Annotated in this window: 15 protein-coding genes; 6 read left to right on the forward strand and 9 right to left on the reverse strand. The window is 70.2% G+C overall.

Annotated elements, in window-relative coordinates; genetic code table 11:
* Positions 1-94 precede the first annotated feature (94 nt).
* Both ACWD2L_RS39355 and ACWD2L_RS39360 read left to right on the forward strand, forming a co-directional pair.
* Positions 95-622, forward strand: coding sequence for a pyridoxamine 5'-phosphate oxidase family protein (locus tag ACWD2L_RS39355; protein WP_351343266.1), 528 nt, complete (start codon positions 95-97; stop codon positions 620-622).
* Between the two features lie 64 nt (positions 623-686).
* Positions 687-1,103, forward strand: coding sequence for a VOC family protein (locus ACWD2L_RS39360; protein WP_351343257.1), 417 nt, complete (start codon positions 687-689; stop codon positions 1,101-1,103).
* A gap of 3 nt (positions 1,104-1,106) precedes the next feature.
* Here ACWD2L_RS39360 and ACWD2L_RS39365 read toward each other — a convergent pair whose 3' ends face one another.
* The 3 genes from ACWD2L_RS39365 to ACWD2L_RS39375 form a co-directional block, all read right to left on the reverse strand.
* On the reverse strand, positions 1,107-1,322 hold the full coding sequence (locus ACWD2L_RS39365; RefSeq protein WP_351343255.1) for a hypothetical protein: 216 nt from the start codon (positions 1,320-1,322) through the stop codon (positions 1,107-1,109).
* Entirely contained in the window at positions 1,319-1,999 is a 681-nt protein-coding gene (locus ACWD2L_RS39370; RefSeq protein ID WP_451193608.1) for a restriction endonuclease, read from the reverse strand. The genes ACWD2L_RS39365 and ACWD2L_RS39370 overlap by 4 nt, the downstream gene beginning before the upstream one ends.
* Positions 2,000-2,263: 264 nt before the next feature.
* Positions 2,264-3,625 carry a glutamine synthetase family protein gene (locus ACWD2L_RS39375; RefSeq protein WP_351343251.1) on the reverse strand — a complete coding sequence of 454 codons (1,362 nt, stop codon included), beginning with the start codon at positions 3,623-3,625 and terminating at the stop codon, positions 2,264-2,266.
* Positions 3,626-4,060: 435 nt separating this feature from the next.
* On the opposite strand from ACWD2L_RS39375, the gene ACWD2L_RS39380 reads away from it, so the two are divergent.
* From ACWD2L_RS39380 to ACWD2L_RS39390, 3 genes are all read left to right on the forward strand, one after another.
* Positions 4,061-5,992 carry a S53 family peptidase gene (locus ACWD2L_RS39380; RefSeq protein ID WP_351343249.1) on the forward strand — a complete coding sequence of 644 codons (1,932 nt, stop codon included), beginning with the start codon at positions 4,061-4,063 and terminating at the stop codon, positions 5,990-5,992.
* 118 nt (positions 5,993-6,110) lie between these two features.
* Positions 6,111-6,578 (forward strand): DUF6153 family protein, encoded by a 468-nt coding sequence (locus ACWD2L_RS39385; protein ID WP_351343247.1) that lies wholly within the window; start codon positions 6,111-6,113, stop codon positions 6,576-6,578.
* A gap of 69 nt (positions 6,579-6,647) precedes the next feature.
* Positions 6,648-8,252 carry a multicopper oxidase family protein gene (locus ACWD2L_RS39390; RefSeq protein ID WP_351343245.1) on the forward strand — a complete coding sequence of 535 codons (1,605 nt, stop codon included), beginning with the start codon at positions 6,648-6,650 and terminating at the stop codon, positions 8,250-8,252.
* A gap of 48 nt (positions 8,253-8,300) precedes the next feature.
* On the opposite strand, the gene ACWD2L_RS39395 is transcribed toward ACWD2L_RS39390, so the two are convergent.
* From ACWD2L_RS39395 to ACWD2L_RS39420, 6 genes are all read right to left on the reverse strand, one after another.
* Positions 8,301-8,726, reverse strand: coding sequence for a type II toxin-antitoxin system VapC family toxin (locus ACWD2L_RS39395; protein ID WP_351343243.1), 426 nt, complete (start codon positions 8,724-8,726; stop codon positions 8,301-8,303).
* A complete protein-coding gene (locus ACWD2L_RS39400; RefSeq protein WP_351343241.1) occupies positions 8,723-8,992 on the reverse strand; it encodes a type II toxin-antitoxin system Phd/YefM family antitoxin in 270 nt (89 codons plus the stop codon). Before ACWD2L_RS39400 ends, ACWD2L_RS39395 begins: the two co-directional genes overlap by 4 nt.
* Before the next feature lie 142 nt (positions 8,993-9,134).
* A complete protein-coding gene (locus ACWD2L_RS39405) occupies positions 9,135-10,355 on the reverse strand; it encodes an MFS transporter (protein ID WP_351343239.1) in 1,221 nt (406 codons plus the stop codon).
* Positions 10,356-10,490: 135 nt separating this feature from the next.
* Positions 10,491-11,510 carry an endonuclease/exonuclease/phosphatase family protein gene (locus tag ACWD2L_RS39410; protein WP_351343237.1) on the reverse strand — a complete coding sequence of 340 codons (1,020 nt, stop codon included), beginning with the start codon at positions 11,508-11,510 and terminating at the stop codon, positions 10,491-10,493.
* A gap of 248 nt (positions 11,511-11,758) precedes the next feature.
* Complete coding sequence (locus tag ACWD2L_RS39415) at positions 11,759-12,415, reverse strand: TetR/AcrR family transcriptional regulator (RefSeq protein ID WP_451193614.1); 657 nt, start codon at positions 12,413-12,415, stop codon at positions 11,759-11,761.
* 84 nt (positions 12,416-12,499) lie between these two features.
* Entirely contained in the window at positions 12,500-14,077 is a 1,578-nt protein-coding gene (locus ACWD2L_RS39420) for an MFS transporter (RefSeq protein ID WP_351346020.1), read from the reverse strand.
* Positions 14,078-14,258: 181 nt separating this feature from the next.
* On the opposite strand from ACWD2L_RS39420, the gene panB reads away from it, so the two are divergent.
* Positions 14,259-15,128 (forward strand): 3-methyl-2-oxobutanoate hydroxymethyltransferase, encoded by an 870-nt coding sequence (panB, locus tag ACWD2L_RS39425; protein WP_351346023.1) that lies wholly within the window; start codon positions 14,259-14,261, stop codon positions 15,126-15,128.
* Positions 15,129-15,429 lie beyond the last annotated feature (301 nt).

Genomic DNA, 15,429 nt, shown 5'->3' on the forward strand with positions numbered 1-15,429 from the left:
CCTACTGCCCTCCGGGCTGCACCGATGAGTTGTGCGGCCGCGGCAGGTCCCCACCTGTGTACGCGTGGCCACGTACGACGAAGGGACGCCCTCGATGCCGCACCACACCCGCCCCGACACCCCGCGCACGTCGATCGACCCGCGCTACAGCTCCCCCGGCGCCGAACCCACCCCGTGGGCGGCGGCCGAACGGCTGCTGACCGGCGCCGAGCTGTTCTGGATCTCCACGGTGCGCCCCGGCGGCCGCCCGCACGTCACGCCCCTCCTCGCCGTCTGGCTGGACGGATCCCTGCACTTCACCTCCGGTGACCGCGAACGCAAGTCGCTCAACCTCGCGGAGAACCCGGAGGTCGTCCTCACCACTGGCACGAACGCCTGGGCGGCGGGCTTCGACGTGGTGGTCGAGGGGCGGGCGACGCGGGTCACGGAAGCGGAGCGCCTGCACGCCCTCGCCAAGGCCTGGGAGGAGAAGTACGGCCCGGCCTGGCACTTCGAGGTCCGCGCCGACGGCGCGTTCCAGGGCCAGGAGGGGCCGTCCCTGGTCTACGCGGTGCCGCCGCGCACGGTCTTCGGCTTCGGCAAGGGCGAGAAGTTCACGCAGACCCGCTGGCAATTCGAATGACCACCCGAACGACCACCCGGCACCACCGGCCCGGAACCACCGATTCGCCCCTACGTTTACCTCCATGGACATGACCCTGGAAGTAATCCCCCTCCCGGTCTCCGACATCGACCGCGCGAAGGCCTTCTACGTCGACAAGGCCGGCTTCCACTGCGACGTCGACCGCGAGGTGATGCCGGGCGCCCGCGTCGTCCAGCTCACCCCGCCGGGCTCCGGCTGCTCGATCGCCCTCACCACCGGCCTCCCGAGCCCGACGGGCACGGCGGCCCCCGGCACGTACCACGGCCTGCAACTGGTCGTCAGCGACATCAAGACGGCCCACGAAGAACTCCGCGCCCGCGGCCTGGACGTCTCGGAACCGATCCAGTACGGCCCCGACGACGGCGGCACTTTCATGCACTTCACGGACCCGGACGGCAACGGCTGGGCCATCCAGGAATACCACAAGCGCTCCGCTGTGCCGTTGCGGGACGCGTTGTAGGCCTCACGGGCCGGCGGAGGCCGAGATGCTCTGCACGACGTTGCCCAGAACGGCGATAATCGCCTGTCCGAACCCGGTCGGCGCGATGAGCACACCGAGCACCAGCACGATGAACACGTTCGTCCACTGGCTGGCCTTGCTCTGGAACCGACCCAGCCGGCCTATGCGGAAGTAGACGATCACGGCCAGCAGCAACGCCACGTTGAGCGTCAGGATCACTTGGCCCAACTCCCCTTCTGGTCAGGATCGTGCCTCGGTCGCCGTGGTGGCGGGATGCGATCGAGAAGTTCCCAGAGCGGCCGGGATCCTGCGGCCCACTCGCCCAGTACGCGCCGGTCGACGAGGTGGATGCGGTGCTCCCGGCCCCACGGGACCGCCTTCGAGGAGAACCGCCCGTTGGTGAGCACGACCGCGACATCCGCCCCGTGGACCTGCCGGGCCGTGCCGTTGACCTGTTGCAGCACCCCCACGCCGACGGCCGAGCCACGGTCCCCGTCGCGGCGGTGCTTGCACTGGACCGCCCAGATTCGACCGGCCGGGTCGGTGGCCCGTACGTCGCAGGCGTCGTCACCGGCGCCACCGATCCGCTCGGCCGCACAGCCGTCCCGGCGCATCAGGTCCCGGACGGCGAACTCGAACGCCCGGTGATCCAGCGCGTCCATCTCCGCTATGCGCAGCCGTAGCGACCGCGCGCGGACCCGCTGCCACTCGGCCCGCTGCCGGCCCCGCTGGAGCCAGAAGCCGCCCACGGCCGAGGCGAGCGCGACGATGAGGACGAGCAGCCACCAGTGCCCGAGCAGCCATCGCACAGCGGCCATCACCACACCGACCGCCACGACGACACCACCGCCCAGGAGGGCGATCCGCTCGTCCCGCTTCCTGGAGCGACGCCTCACCCGCCGACGAGCCGTACGCCGTGCCGGGCGCCGCCCGCTCACCCGACGCCCGCCCCGTACCCCCATGACCGAACTCCCCCTCAGATCAGCTGCGTTGATGCACCCGCTCTGGTCATATGACAGCACACGCCACTGACACGACGTAAGGACGCGATTACTCAGAGCGGTACCGTTTCGGCCAGCACGGCAGACAGCCGAGAGGGCCCACGGTCATCGACCGTGGGCCCTCTCGGGGAAACGAGCGGAAACCGCTCTGACCTACGCCTACAGCACCGGCAAGTTCTTCCTCAGCTCGAACGCCGTGACCTCCGAGCGGTACTCCTCCCACTCCTGCTTCTTGTTCCGGAGGAAGAAGTCGTAGACGTGCTCGCCCAGCGTTTCCGCGACCAGTTCCGAGCGTTCCATCAGGGTGATCGCCTCGCCGAGGTTCTGTGGGAGGGGCTCGATGCCCATCGCGCGGCGTTCCGCGTCGGAGAGGGCCCAGACGTCGTCGTCGGCGCCCGGAGGGAGTTCGTAGCCCTCTTCGATGCCCTTCAAGCCCGCCGCCAGGAGGACCGCGTACGTGAGGTACGGGTTGGCGCCCGAGTCGATGGAGCGGACCTCGACGCGGGCCGAGCCCGTCTTGCCGGGCTTGTACATCGGGACGCGGATGAGGGCCGAGCGGTTGTTGTGGCCCCAGCAGATGTAGGACGGGGCCTCGCCGCCGGCGCCGGCGGTGCGCTCGGAGCCGCCCCAGATCCGCTTGTAGGAATTGACCCACTGGTTGGTGACGGCCGAGATCTCCGCGGCGTGCTTCAGCAGGCCCGCGATGAAGGAGCGGCCGACCTTGGAGAGCTGGTACTCGGCGCCCGACTCGTAGAACGCGTTCCGGTCGCCCTCGAAGAGGGAGAGGTGCGTGTGCATTCCGCTGCCCGGGTGTTCCGAGAACGGCTTCGGCATGAAGGTGGCCTGGACGCCCTGCTCCAGCGCCACCTGCTTCATGACCAGGCGGAACGTCATGATGTTGTCCGCCGTGGAGAGCGCGTCGGCGTAGCGGAGGTCGATCTCCTGCTGGCCGGGAGCGCCCTCGTGGTGGGAGAACTCGACCGAGATACCCATCGACTCCAGCATGGTGATCGCCTGGCGGCGGAAGTCCATGCCCACGTTCTGCGGGGTGTGGTCGAAGTAGCCGGAGGTGTCGGCGGGCACCGGGCGGGTGCCGTCCAGCGGCTTGTCCTTGAGCAGGAAGAACTCGATCTCGGGGTGGGTGTAGAACGTGAAGCCGAGGTCGGAGGTCTTGGCCAGGGCCCGCTTCAGGACGTAGCGCGGGTCGGCGAAGGACGGCGAACCGTCGGGCATCAGGATGTCGCAGAACATGCGCGCCGTGCCGGGGGCCTCCGCGCGCCACGGCAGGACCTGGAACGTGCCCGGGTCCGGCTTGGCGATCATGTCGGACTCGTAGACCCGGGCGAAGCCCTCGATCGCCGAGCCGTCGAAGCCGATGCCCTCGTCAAACGCCTGTTCCAGCTCGGCCGGGGCCACGGCCACCGACTTCAGGAAGCCCAGCACGTCCGTGAACCACAGACGTACGAACCGGATGTCGCGCTCCTCCAGGGTACGGAGCACGAACTCCTGCTGCTTGTCCATCTCTCGCTTCCACCCATCCTTGCTGGTCAGGCCTACTGCTCCCATGCCGTCCAGAGGGCCTGGACACATCCCACCACACGCCGGTTTCCTGCGCGTTGCCGACCTTGATCGTCTCTGCTCGGCCGGCAATGTGTTCATAGTGCCTGTCGACCCCCTCAGGGTCATAGTGCCCGCCCTGCGCCCACCGTGTGGACGCAGTGCCCCGATGACCGCCGACGGCTCTGCACAACAGGCTGCACCGCCGCCCCCGATGCGCCCAAATCGGCCCATCCCGACCGGAGTTGAGCCGACTTGACGTCTTCTTGATCGTCCCATTTCCCCCGCGTGAACGGTTGTTGGCAAGAGTGGGCCTTTCTGCGTGTGCATTACACATGCGCCGCAGCACCGTGCTCTCCGCACCTCAGCACCTGAGCACCTCTACGCAGGGGGTTCCGTATGAGATCCAATCGCGGCGCACGCCGCACCCGGGCGGGCCTGAGCCTCGCGGCCACCCTTCCGCTGCTGGCCGGCGCCCTCGCGCTCGCCGCCCCGGCCCACGCCCAGCCGAACCGCGACACGCTCTCCGGCACCAGGCCGCTGTGGGCCACCGGCTCCGCCGACAAGGGCGACACGGCCGACGGCGGCAAGGTCACCTCGCGCGTCTACCTGGCCGGCCGGGACGCCAAGGGCCTCGCCGCGTACGCGAAGGCCGTGGCCGACCCGTCGTCCGGGCAGTACCAGAAGTATCTGAGCGCCAAGGAGGCGCGCGGCCGCTTCGGGGCGACGAAGGAGCAGATAGCCGAGGTCACGGCCTGGCTGAAGTCCTCGGGCCTCACCGTGACCGGTTCCACCGCGCACTACCTCTCCGTGTCGGGCGACGTGGCCGCCACCGAGAAGGCCTTCGGCACGCAACTGCACGACTACAAGAAGGGCGGGCACACCTACCGCGCCCCGTCCGCCGCCGCGTCCGTGCCCGCTTCCCTCGACGGCGCCGTGCTCACGGTCACCGGGCTCGACAGCGCCCCGCACAAGGCGACGAAGCAGGACCAGTTGCCGCCGCCGAGCGCCGTGTTCCGCAATGCCGGACCGTTCTCCACGTACTACGGGTCGAAGACCGCCACCACGCTCCCGGACGCGTACGGCGGCAAGATCCCGTACGCCCCGAAGGGCTACACCGGCAAGCAGCTGCGTGCCGCGTACGGCGCGGGGAAGGCGACCGGCAAGGGAGTCAAGGTCGCGATCACCGACGCGTACGCCTCGCCGACCATCGCCAAGGACGCGGCGACGTACGCGAAGAAGCACGGGGACGCGGCGTACAACACCCGGCAGTTGAAGCAGGTGCTGCCGAAGAAGTACACGAAGACCGAGGAGTGCGACGCGGCCGGCTGGTACGGCGAGGAGACCCTCGACGTCGAGGCCGTGCACGCCACGGCCCCGGCCGCCGACATCACGTACGTGGGCGCGGCCTCCTGCTACGACGACGATCTGCTCGACTCGCTCGGCAAGGTCGTCGACAACCACCTGGCCGACATCGTCTCCAACTCGTGGGGCGACATCGAGGCCAACCAGACGCCCGAGCTGGCCGCCGCGTACGACCAGGTGTTCCAGCTGGGCGCCGTCGAGGGCATCGGCTTCTACTTCTCCTCCGGCGACAACGGCGACAACGTCGCGTCGACGGGTACGAAGCAGGTCGACACGCCCGCCAACTCGGCGTGGGTGACGGCCGTCGGCGGCACCTCCCTCGCGGTCGGCAAGGGCGACAAGTACCAGTGGGAGACCGGCTGGGGCACGCTGAAGTCCAACTTGGCGGCGGACAGCAAGAGTTGGACCGACTTCCCGGGCGCCTACACCTCGGGCGCGGGCGGCGGCACCAGCAAGACGGTCGCGCAGCCCGACTACCAGAAGGGCGTCGTGCCGGACGCGCTGGCCGGTGCCAACGGCGGCAAGAACCGCGTCGTCCCGGACATCTCTGCCATCGCCGACCCGAACACCGGCTTCCTGGTGGGTCAGACGCAGACCCTGCCCGACGGCTCGCAGGCCTACGACGAGTACCGGATCGGCGGCACCTCGCTCGCCGCGCCGGTCGTCGCGGGTGTGCAGGCGCTCGCGCAGCAGACGGGCGGCGGCAAGCCGCTCGGCTTCGCGAACCCGGCGATCTACGACCGGTACGGCACGGCGAAGTACCACGACGTGGTCGACAGGCCCACCGGCAAGGACCTCGCCGTGGTCCGCGTCGACTACGCCAACAGTTACGACTCCTCCGAGGGCCTGCTCACGTCTGTGCGCAGCCTCGGCAAGGACGCCTCCCTGAAGGCCGTCAGGGGCTACGACGACGTGACGGGGGTCGGCTCGCCGGCTCCGGGTTACGTGCGCTCGTACCGCCGCTGACCTCCAGGACACCCCGGCGGCGGGTGGGCGCTCACCCGCCGCCGGGGCTCAGGACTCCATAGGGAGACCGCAGGGAGGCCGCGCCTCACCGGATACCGGGTGGGGGTAGGGTGCGGGCATGGCGAGGACGCGAAGCGGCACCGGGCGGTGGCAGCGGATGCTGCTGTTCGCGGCGCTGCTCCTCGGGGTCGTCGGGATGCATACGTTGGGCCATCCGACGGGGCACGCGGCGGATCACACGTCAGGTCACACGGCGGACGCGGCGCCCATGTCCGTGTCCACGTCCATGTCCATGTCCATGTCCATGCCCATGCCCGCCGCGTCGGCGCACGCGGCGCCCCACCACGCGCCCGCCGTGCACGAGCACGCCCCCGACTCCCCCGGCCACGGCGGCATGGACCCGCTGAACGTGTGCCTCGCGGTGCTCGGTTCGCTCACGCTGCTGTTGCTGACGGCGGCGGTGCTGCGCCCGTTGCTCACGGCGGTGGCGCCGAGGCCGCACGCCCGCGGCCTCGCCTTCGCCCAGCGCCCGAACCCTCCCCCGCCCCGAAGACTCCTCTCTCGACTGTCGGTACTGCGCATTTAGGCCTGCGCGCGATTTCGCACGCCTGAATTCACCCTCATCGCAGCTTCATCGACAGCGAGGTACACACGCATGCGCAAGGAAACTCCGCGCACCCCTACTCGACGCACCCTGCTCGGCGCGGCGATCGCCGTGGCCGGCACGGGAACGCTGGCGGCCTGCTCCTCCGGGACGACCGGAACGAACGACGCCGCCGCACCGCGCGGCTACGTCGACCCGGCCGGCAAGGAGGTCGCCGCCGCCGAGAAGAGGCGCGGCGCCGGCGGCCGGGTCCGCGAGGTCCGGCTCACGGCCGCCGCGACCCCGCTCGACCTGGGCGAACGCACCGTCAAGTCCTGGTCGTACGGCGGCGATCTGCCCGGCAAGGAGGTCAGGGTCACGGCCGGCGACACGCTCGACCTCACCCTCGCCAACCACCTCCCCGAACCCACGTCGATGCACTGGCACGGCATCGCGCTGCGCAACGACATGGACGGCGTACCGGACCTGACCCAGAAGTCCGTCGCGCCGGGCGCCGACTTCACGTACCGCTTCAAGGTCGCGCACCCGGGCACGTACTGGTTCCACCCGCACTCGGGCACCCAGCAGGACCGCGGCCTGTACGCGCCGCTGATCGTGGAGGACCCGAAGGAGCCGCTCTCCTACGACAAGGAGTGGGTGGTCGTCCTCGACGACTGGGTCGACGGGGTGGCCGGCTCGACGCCGGACGCGGTACTCAAGGAGCTCCGCAAGGGGATGGACCACGGGGGCGGAGGCATGGAGAACGGGGGCATGGACCACGGCGCGCACGGCATGTCGATGTCGATGGACTCCGGGGAGACGTCCTCCCCCTCCGCGGACAGCCCCTCCCGCATGATGATGGGCGCGAAGAGCGAGCTGCTCGGCGGCGACGCGGGTGACGTGAAGTACCCGCACTACCTCGTCAACGGCCGTACGCCGGGAGCCCCTTCGTCCTTCGAAGCCCACCCCGGCGACCGCGTCCGGATCCGGTTCATCAACGCGGGCGGCGACACGGCGTTCCGCGTCGCGCTCGGCGGCCACGAGATGACGGTGACGCACACGGACGGGTTCCCGGTGCGGCACGCGAAGACGGACTCGCTGCTGCTCGGGATGGGCGAGCGGTACGACGTGCTGGTCACGGCGGGCGACGGGGTGTTCCCGCTGACGGCTCTGGCGGAGGGCAAGAAGGCGTCGGGGATGGCGGTGCTGCGTACGGGTTCGGGTGCGACGCCGGCCGCTTCGGCCCGCCCCAAGGAGTTGGACGGCCGCCTGCTGACGGCGGACAAGCTCCGCGCGGACGACTCGGTCGCGCTGGAGTCCCGTAAGCCGGATCGCACCATCAAGCTCCAGCTGACCGGCGGGATGGCCAAGTACGACTGGGCGTTCAACAAGAAGCCGTACGACGCGGATCAGCGTTACCCGGTGCGGGCGGGTGAACGGGTCCGCCTGGTCTTCGCCAACTCGACGTCGATGTGGCACCCGGTCCACCTGCACGGCCACACGTTCTCCCTGGCGAACGCGGCGGGCGGCCCCCGCAAGGACACCGCGATCGTCCTCCCGAACGCCACGGTGACGGCCGACTTCGACGCGGACAACCCCGGCCTGTGGATGGTCCACTGCCACAACGTGTACCACTCGGAGGCGGGGATGATGACGGTGCTGGGGTACCGGGGCTGACCACCGCCTGTGGGGGTGCCAGGGTGCGGCACCCCCACAGGGCCGGGCTCAATCTCCTTCGCACTCAAAGGGGTTGACGATGTCGACGCCGGTGCGGGCCATGTCCTTGACGTTGCGCGTGGCGAGCGTCATGCCGTGCACCCGCGCCGTGGCCGCCAGGTAGCAGTCGGCGACCGCCAGCGGTCCGCGCTCCCCTTGGAAACGGCCCCACACCTCCGCGATCTCCCCGGTCACGGGCAGCACCCGCTCGCCGAACCCGCGCAGTACACCGCTCAGCCAGACGTCCAGCGCCTCGGCCTGGGCGAGATCCCGACGGCGCATCAGCTCCACCCCACGCCGCATTTCACCGACAGCCACCACGCTGGTGAAGAGGTCGTCCGAGCGCTGCGCTTCGTACCAGGCGATCGCCTGGGGGGAGGGGCGGGGTCTGCGCAGTTCCGAGACCGTGTTCGTGTCGAGCAGATAGGTCGTCACTCGTCGTCCCCCCAGACCGGGGCACCCGGGAAGTCCCGGCTGCCCACGATCCCTTCCATGATCTCGGCGAACTCCTCGGACTCGGGTCCCCGCAACAGGTACTCCTTGAAGTCCTGCTCCTCCCCCTTGAGCTTCCGGTACTCCCTTATGTCCAGCACGACCGCGAACTCCTCCCCATGCCGGGTGACGATCTGCGGACCGTCGGCAATGGCATGCCGGAGCACTTCGCTGAACTTCTGCTTCGCTTCCTGAACCTGCCAGCGCATCGCCGCCCCCTCTGTCCTGTCTGTCTAGACGGTCACTCAGTACAACGGTACCCAGGCTGAACCGTCACGCATCCGGACCAGCGCGCGGAAGCCCACAGGGGCGCACCCCCGAAGCGCGGCCGCGCCCTCAGTTGCGTACGCCTCAGTGTCGTACGGAGGACTCCGCCGGCTCCGGAACATGCGAGGCCACCAACCGCCCCGGTGTCGCCGCACCCCGACCCCGGTCCACCGCGTACGCGACCGACGCGACGCCCACTCCGAGTACGGCGAGGGCCGCGCCGGTGAGCGCCGGGGACGTCGCCCCGAAGCCCGCGGCGAGCGCGAGGCCGCCGATCCAGGCGCCGCCGGCGTTGGCCAGGTTGAAGGCCGCCTGGTTCGCGGACGAGGCGAGGGAGGGGGCCGCGGAGGCCTTCTCCATCACGATCAGCTGGAGCGGGGAGCCCGTCGTGAACGCCGCCATGCCGAGGAGGAAGACCGCGAGCGCCGCACTCCACTCCGTACGCATCAGGAGCGGGAAGAGGGACAGGACCACGACCAGCGACAGCAGGCCGCCGAAGAGTGTGCGACGCAGGGAGTGGTCCGCGAGGCGGCCGCCCATGAGGTTGCCGATGGTGGCGCCGACGCCGAAGAGGGCGAGGAGGAGGGTGACGGACGCGTCCGCGAAGCCCGCCGCGTCCGTGAGCATCGGCGTGACGTAGCTGTACGCCGCGAAGAGCGCACCGAAGCCGGCGACCGTCGTGCCGAGCGCGAGCCAGACCGGGAGGGACTTCAGGGCGCGCAGCTCGCCGCGCAGACCGGCGGCGGCCGCAGCGTGCCCGTGGTCCGCGGGGACCAGCGCAAGGAGCGCCGCGATCGCGACGAGCCCGATCGCGCTGACCGCGAGGAACGTGGCGCGCCAGCCGAGCTGCTGCCCCATCGCCGTCGCGGCGGGCACGCCGACGACGTTGGCGATGGTCAGGCCGAGGAACATGAGCGAGACCGAGCGGGCCTTGCGTTCTGGCGCGACGAGGGACGTCGCCACCACCGCGCCGACACCGAAGAACGCCCCGTGCGGCAGTCCGCTGACGAAGCGGGCGAGCATGAGCGAGTGGTAGTCGGGGGCCGCCGCCGAGACCGCGTTGCCGACGACGAACAGCGCCATCAGGCCAACGAGGACACGGCGGCGCGGCATCCGCGCGGTGACCGCGGCGAGCAGCGGCGCGCCGATGACCACGCCGAGCGCGTACGCGGAGACGAGGTGTCCGGCGTCCGGGATCGATATGTGCAGGTCGTCGGCGACGTTGGGCAGCAGGCCCATGATGACGAACTCGGTCGTGCCGATGCCGAAGGCACCCGCGGCGAGCGCGAGCAGGGCGAGGGGCATGAAGGAACTTTCGGGTAGCGACGGCGTGAGTGTGGCCTACGTAAGTTTACGTGCGGAACAAAGTCTCGCCCGCCGACTATTCCGCGATCGTTCCGTGAGGTTAAGACGCCGTGACGAGTGGTGGACCGTCTGCCGTCACACGTCGACCTTCGCCGCGATCGGCAGATGGTCGCTCCCGGTCCTCGGCAACGTCCACGACGTGACCGGTTCCACACCCTTGACCATGATCTGGTCGATGCGCGCCATCGGGAACGCGGCCGGCCAGCTGAACCCGAAGCCGCTGCCCGCCGCGCCCTGCGTGGAGCGCATCTGGGCGGTGACGCCGTGCAGGGCGCGGTCGTTCATGGTGCCGTTCAGGTCGCCGAGGAGGACGACCTTGCCCAGCGGCTCGTCGGTGATCGCCTCGCCGAGCGCGTCCGCGCTCCGGTCGCGCTGGCTGGCGGTGAACCCGGAGTCGAGCTTCACGCGCACCGACGGCAGGTGGGCGACGTACACCGCGACCTTGCCCTGCGGCGTCGCGACGGTCGTGCGCAGCGCCCGCGTCCAGCCCAGCTTGATGTCGACGGACTGGGTGCCGGCGAGCGGGTACTTGCTCCACAGCCCGACGGTGCCCTTGACCGCGTGGTACGGGTAGGCCTTCCCGAGCGTCTCCCGGTACGTCGGCAGCGCCTGCGCCGTCACCTCCTCCAGGGCGATGACCTGCGCGCCGGACGCGGCGACGTCCTTCGCGGTGCCGACCGGGTCGGCGTTCTCCGCGTTGACGTTGTGCGTGACGACGGTCAGGTCGCCGCCGCTGCCCGTCTTGTCGGTGAGCAGCCCGCCGAACAGGTTGAACCAGACGATCGCCGGGGCCAGCACCGCGATCACCGCGGTCGCCGACTTCCGTACGAGGCCCAGGACGAGCAGCACCGGAATGAAGACGCCCAGCCAGGGCAGGAACGTCTCGGTCAGGGAACCGAGGTTGCCGACGGTGTTGGGGATCTGCGCGTGCAGCACCATGACGAGCGCGAGCAGGATCGCGAGCACCGCGAGGACGATGCCGCGCACCCAGTAGCCGCGGTCGGCCAGGGGGCGGCCGCCCTGACGTGGGAGTCCGGCTCCCGGTCCGGCGGCTCCGGGTCCGCTGCCCTCGCCGCCCTTGTACGTCTGCGCCATGCCGTCGTCGCCTCACTGCCTGCCGTGCCCGCTGCCCTCGCCCCAAACCCTAGGCGATGAGCAGCGGCTTTCTGTCCACTGTGGACGTACGCGGTGGGGCCCTGGGTTCCCACTCTTAAGCCCCTGCCCTTCAAGCCCCTGGGGCGATTGAGCAGATCTTTTAAGCTCCTGCGGCGATTGAGCAGCGGGGTCCGGGGCGGAGCCCCGGGGTTCGGCCCGGGAGCCGCCTGCTCAATCGCCGCAGGGGCTTAACGAGCGGCCCGCAGCCCCGCCAGGACCGTGTCGACGATGCGTTCCGCGAGGTCCTCCGCCAGGGGCGCGTCGGAGCGCATGACCGTGCGCAACAGCATCGGCCCGGTGAACAGGTCCGCCGCGAACTCGACATCCGTACCGGGCGGCAGCTCCCCGTCCGCGACCCCGCGCCGCACCACGTCGTGCGTCGTCCGCCGCCGCGGGTCCACGACGAGCTCCTGGTACGCGTCCCAGAGCCTGGGCAGGGTCTTCATCTGCGCGAGGACGTTGTGCAGCAGGGCGGAAGTGCGCATGCTGAGGCCGCGCCTGCGCATGTGCTCCAGGAGCCGGACGAGATCGTCGCGCATCGAGATGCCGGGCAGTTCCGAGGCCGGTTCCTCGATGGAGGCGACGACGTCGACGAAGAGCGCCTCCTTGCCGCTCCAGCGCCGGTAGATGGTGGCCTTGCCCACACCCGCGGTGCGGGCGATCCGCTCGATGGACAACTCGGTGAGCGGCACACCCTGTTCGAGGAGTTCGATGACGCCCTCGATGATCGCCTGCTCGACGGCCTCGCTGCGCGGACGCCCGCGCGCGGGCGCGGACGGCGCCGGGGACCCGGGAATCCTTCGCCGCCGCGCCTGCCCCTCGGCCCGTTCCGTGCCCGCGTCCACCGCGCTCCGCCTTTCGCCGCGCCCCGGGCCCGGCCGCTGTGGCAGGCCCCGGCGCATTGTCTCAACCAGCAGGTCAGTGGCGGGTCAGTGGCCCGCGCCGACCTTCTCCGGCTGCTCACCGCTGTGCTCGGCCGGCGGGCCCTTGGGCTTGCGCGGCAGGAACAGACCGGTGAGGACGGCGCTGAGCACGGCGACGCCCGCGCCGCACAGCGCGGTGATGTGCATGGCGTGCACGAAGGAGTCGTTCGCCGCCCCGGCCAGGGCCTCGCCGCGCGGCCCCAGCTTCTGCGCGACGCCGAGCGTGGCCTCGATGGACGCGCCCGCGGCGTCGCGCAGACCGGCGGGCAGCGGGATCAGCTTGTCCTCGATCCCGTTCTTGTACGCCGTGGACAGCACCGAGCCGAGCACGGCGATCCCGAGCGCGCCGCCGACCTGGCGGAACGTATTGCTCAGCGCGGAGGCCGAACCCGCCTTCTCGCGCGGCAGCGACTGCATGATCACGACGCTGGTCGGCGTCATGACGTGGGCCATGCCCGTGCCCATGAAGAAGAAGATGATCTCCATGACCCACATCGGGCTGTCCTGGTCGAGCAGGGTGAACGCGGCGAGCATGGCCGCGAGCAGCACCAGACCCCCGGTCGTGGTGACGCGGACGCCGAGCCGGTCGACGACGAGCCGGGCGCGCGGCGCGAAGATCAGCTGGGCGGCGGCGAGCGGCAGCAGGAACGCGCCGGTCTGCAACGGCGAGTAGCCGCGCACGCTCTGGATGTAGAAGGACGCGAAGAACGTGACGCCCATCATCGCGAAGAAGACGAGCGCGATGCCGGCCATGGCGGCCGAGAACACCTTGTCCTTGAAGTAGTTGATGTCGAACGACGGGTGGTCGCTGCGCTTCTCGTACAGCACGAAGGCGACCAGGACGACGAGGCCCGCGGCGATGGTGGCGAGCACCTGGGGGCTGGTGAAGTCGCCCTCGTCGCCGCCCTTGATGATCCCGTAGACGAGCAGCACGAGACCGACGACGGACAGCGCGACGCCGACGAGGTCGATCCGGCCGGGCTTCGGGTCCTTGGAGTCCGGTACGAGGATGAGCATCAGCACCACGGCGATGATCACGATCGGCACGTTCACGAGGAAGACCGAGCCCCACCAGAAGTGGTCGAGGAGGAGTCCGCCGGTGATCGGCCCGATCGCGATGGCGAGCCCCACGCCGCCGGCCCAGATACCGATGGCCTTCGGCTGCTCGTCCCGCTCGAAGACGTTCATCAGGACGGCGAGCGTGGCCGGCATGACGAAGGCGGAGCCGAGGCCCATCACCGCGCGGAACGCGATGAGTTGGACCGGCGTACCGGACTCCGCGGCGAGCGCGGAGCCGATCCCGAAGACGACGAGGCCGCCGATGAGGACCTTCTTGCGCCCGATGCGGTCGCCGAGCAGTCCGGCCGTGAACAGCAGGCCCGCGAAGACGAGCGTGTACGCGTTGATGGCCCACTCGAGCTCGCTCTGCGAGGCGCCGATACCGATGGGCTCGGGGGTCGAGATCGTCTTGATCGCGACGTTCAGGATCGAGTTGTCGAGGACGACGATCAGCAGGCTCAGCATGAGCACGCCGAGGATCACCCAGCGACGGCGGTGCACTGACTCGGGAACAGGAGTGGTCATGGGAGCGACCCTAGACCCATTTCGATACGGGACCGTCTCGTATCGGAAGTCTCGCGGAAAGCCTTGCCGAGGCTTTACCGGAGCGCGGGGGCCTGGCGCGGGAGCGGCACGCGGTGCCACCATGGAGGCGATCCGGGGACGCCGTCAGGGCGCCTCGAGACGACACGAAGGAGCCGTTGCGATGACGCAACCCACAGAGCTTTCGGCTGCCCAGAAGCAACCCCAGAGCAACGCCCTCTACGGGGGCAAGGGCACGCGCCGCGTCACGGCGCGGGACATCGGACTCGCCAAGGAGCGGGCCGAGAAGTGGCCCATGCTCACCGCGTACGACGCGATGACGGCGTCGGTCTTCGACGAGGCGGGCATCCCCGTGATGCTGGTCGGCGACTCCGCGGGCAACTGCCACCTCGGGTACGACACCACGGTGCCGGTGACGGTGGACCAGATGGTGATGCTGTCGGCGGCGGTGGTACGCGGCACGTCCCGCGCCATGATCGTTGGCGATCTGCCCTTCGGGTCCTACCAGGAAGGGCCGACGCAGGCGCTCCGTACGGCGATGCGGCTGGTGAAGGAAGCGGGGGTGGGCGCCGTCAAGCTGGAGGGCGGCGAACGCTCGCACGAGCAGATCAAGCTGCTTGTCGACGCCGGGATCCCGGTCATGGCCCACATCGGCCTGACCCCCCAGTCGGTCAACACCCAGGGCTACCGGGTTCAGGGGCGCGGCGAGGAGGCGGCGCAGCAGTTGCTGCGCGATGCCAAGGCCGTGCAGGACGCGGGGGCGTTCGCGGTGGTCCTGGAGCTGGTTCCGGCGGAGCTGGCGGCCGAGGTGACGCGGGTCCTGCACATCCCGACGGTCGGCATCGGGGCGGGGGCCGGTACGGACGCGCAGGTTCTGGTCTGGACGGATGCGCTGGGCCTCACCGGCGGGAAGATGCCGCGGTTCGTGAAGCAGTACGCGGATCTGCGGGGCGTGATGTCCGACGCGGCGAAGGCGTTTGCGGAGGACGTCATCGGCGGAACGTTCCCTCAGGAGGAGCACTCCGTCCACTGAGCCAATCCGGTACGACCGCGGCCCGCCGAACTTCCCCCGTCGGCGGGCCGCGTTGCGCTCCGCGGGTCTACGGGTGGGTGGGTTGCGGCCGCCGGGCCCAAAAGATTCGGGGCTCCGCCCCGGACCCCGCGCCTCAAACGCCGGCGGGGCTTGATTGTGCTGCTCAATCGCCGCCGGGCTCGAAAGATCGCCTCAATCGCCGGCGGGGGTTGTTGTTCAAGCCCCGCCGGCGATTGAGGCGGCCCGTCCGGCAGGACTGTTGATAGGAATAGCACACCTAAGATCTCCACTCACAGGAGAC

The sequence above is a fragment of the Streptomyces sp. NPDC002754 genome (assembly GCF_053592315.1).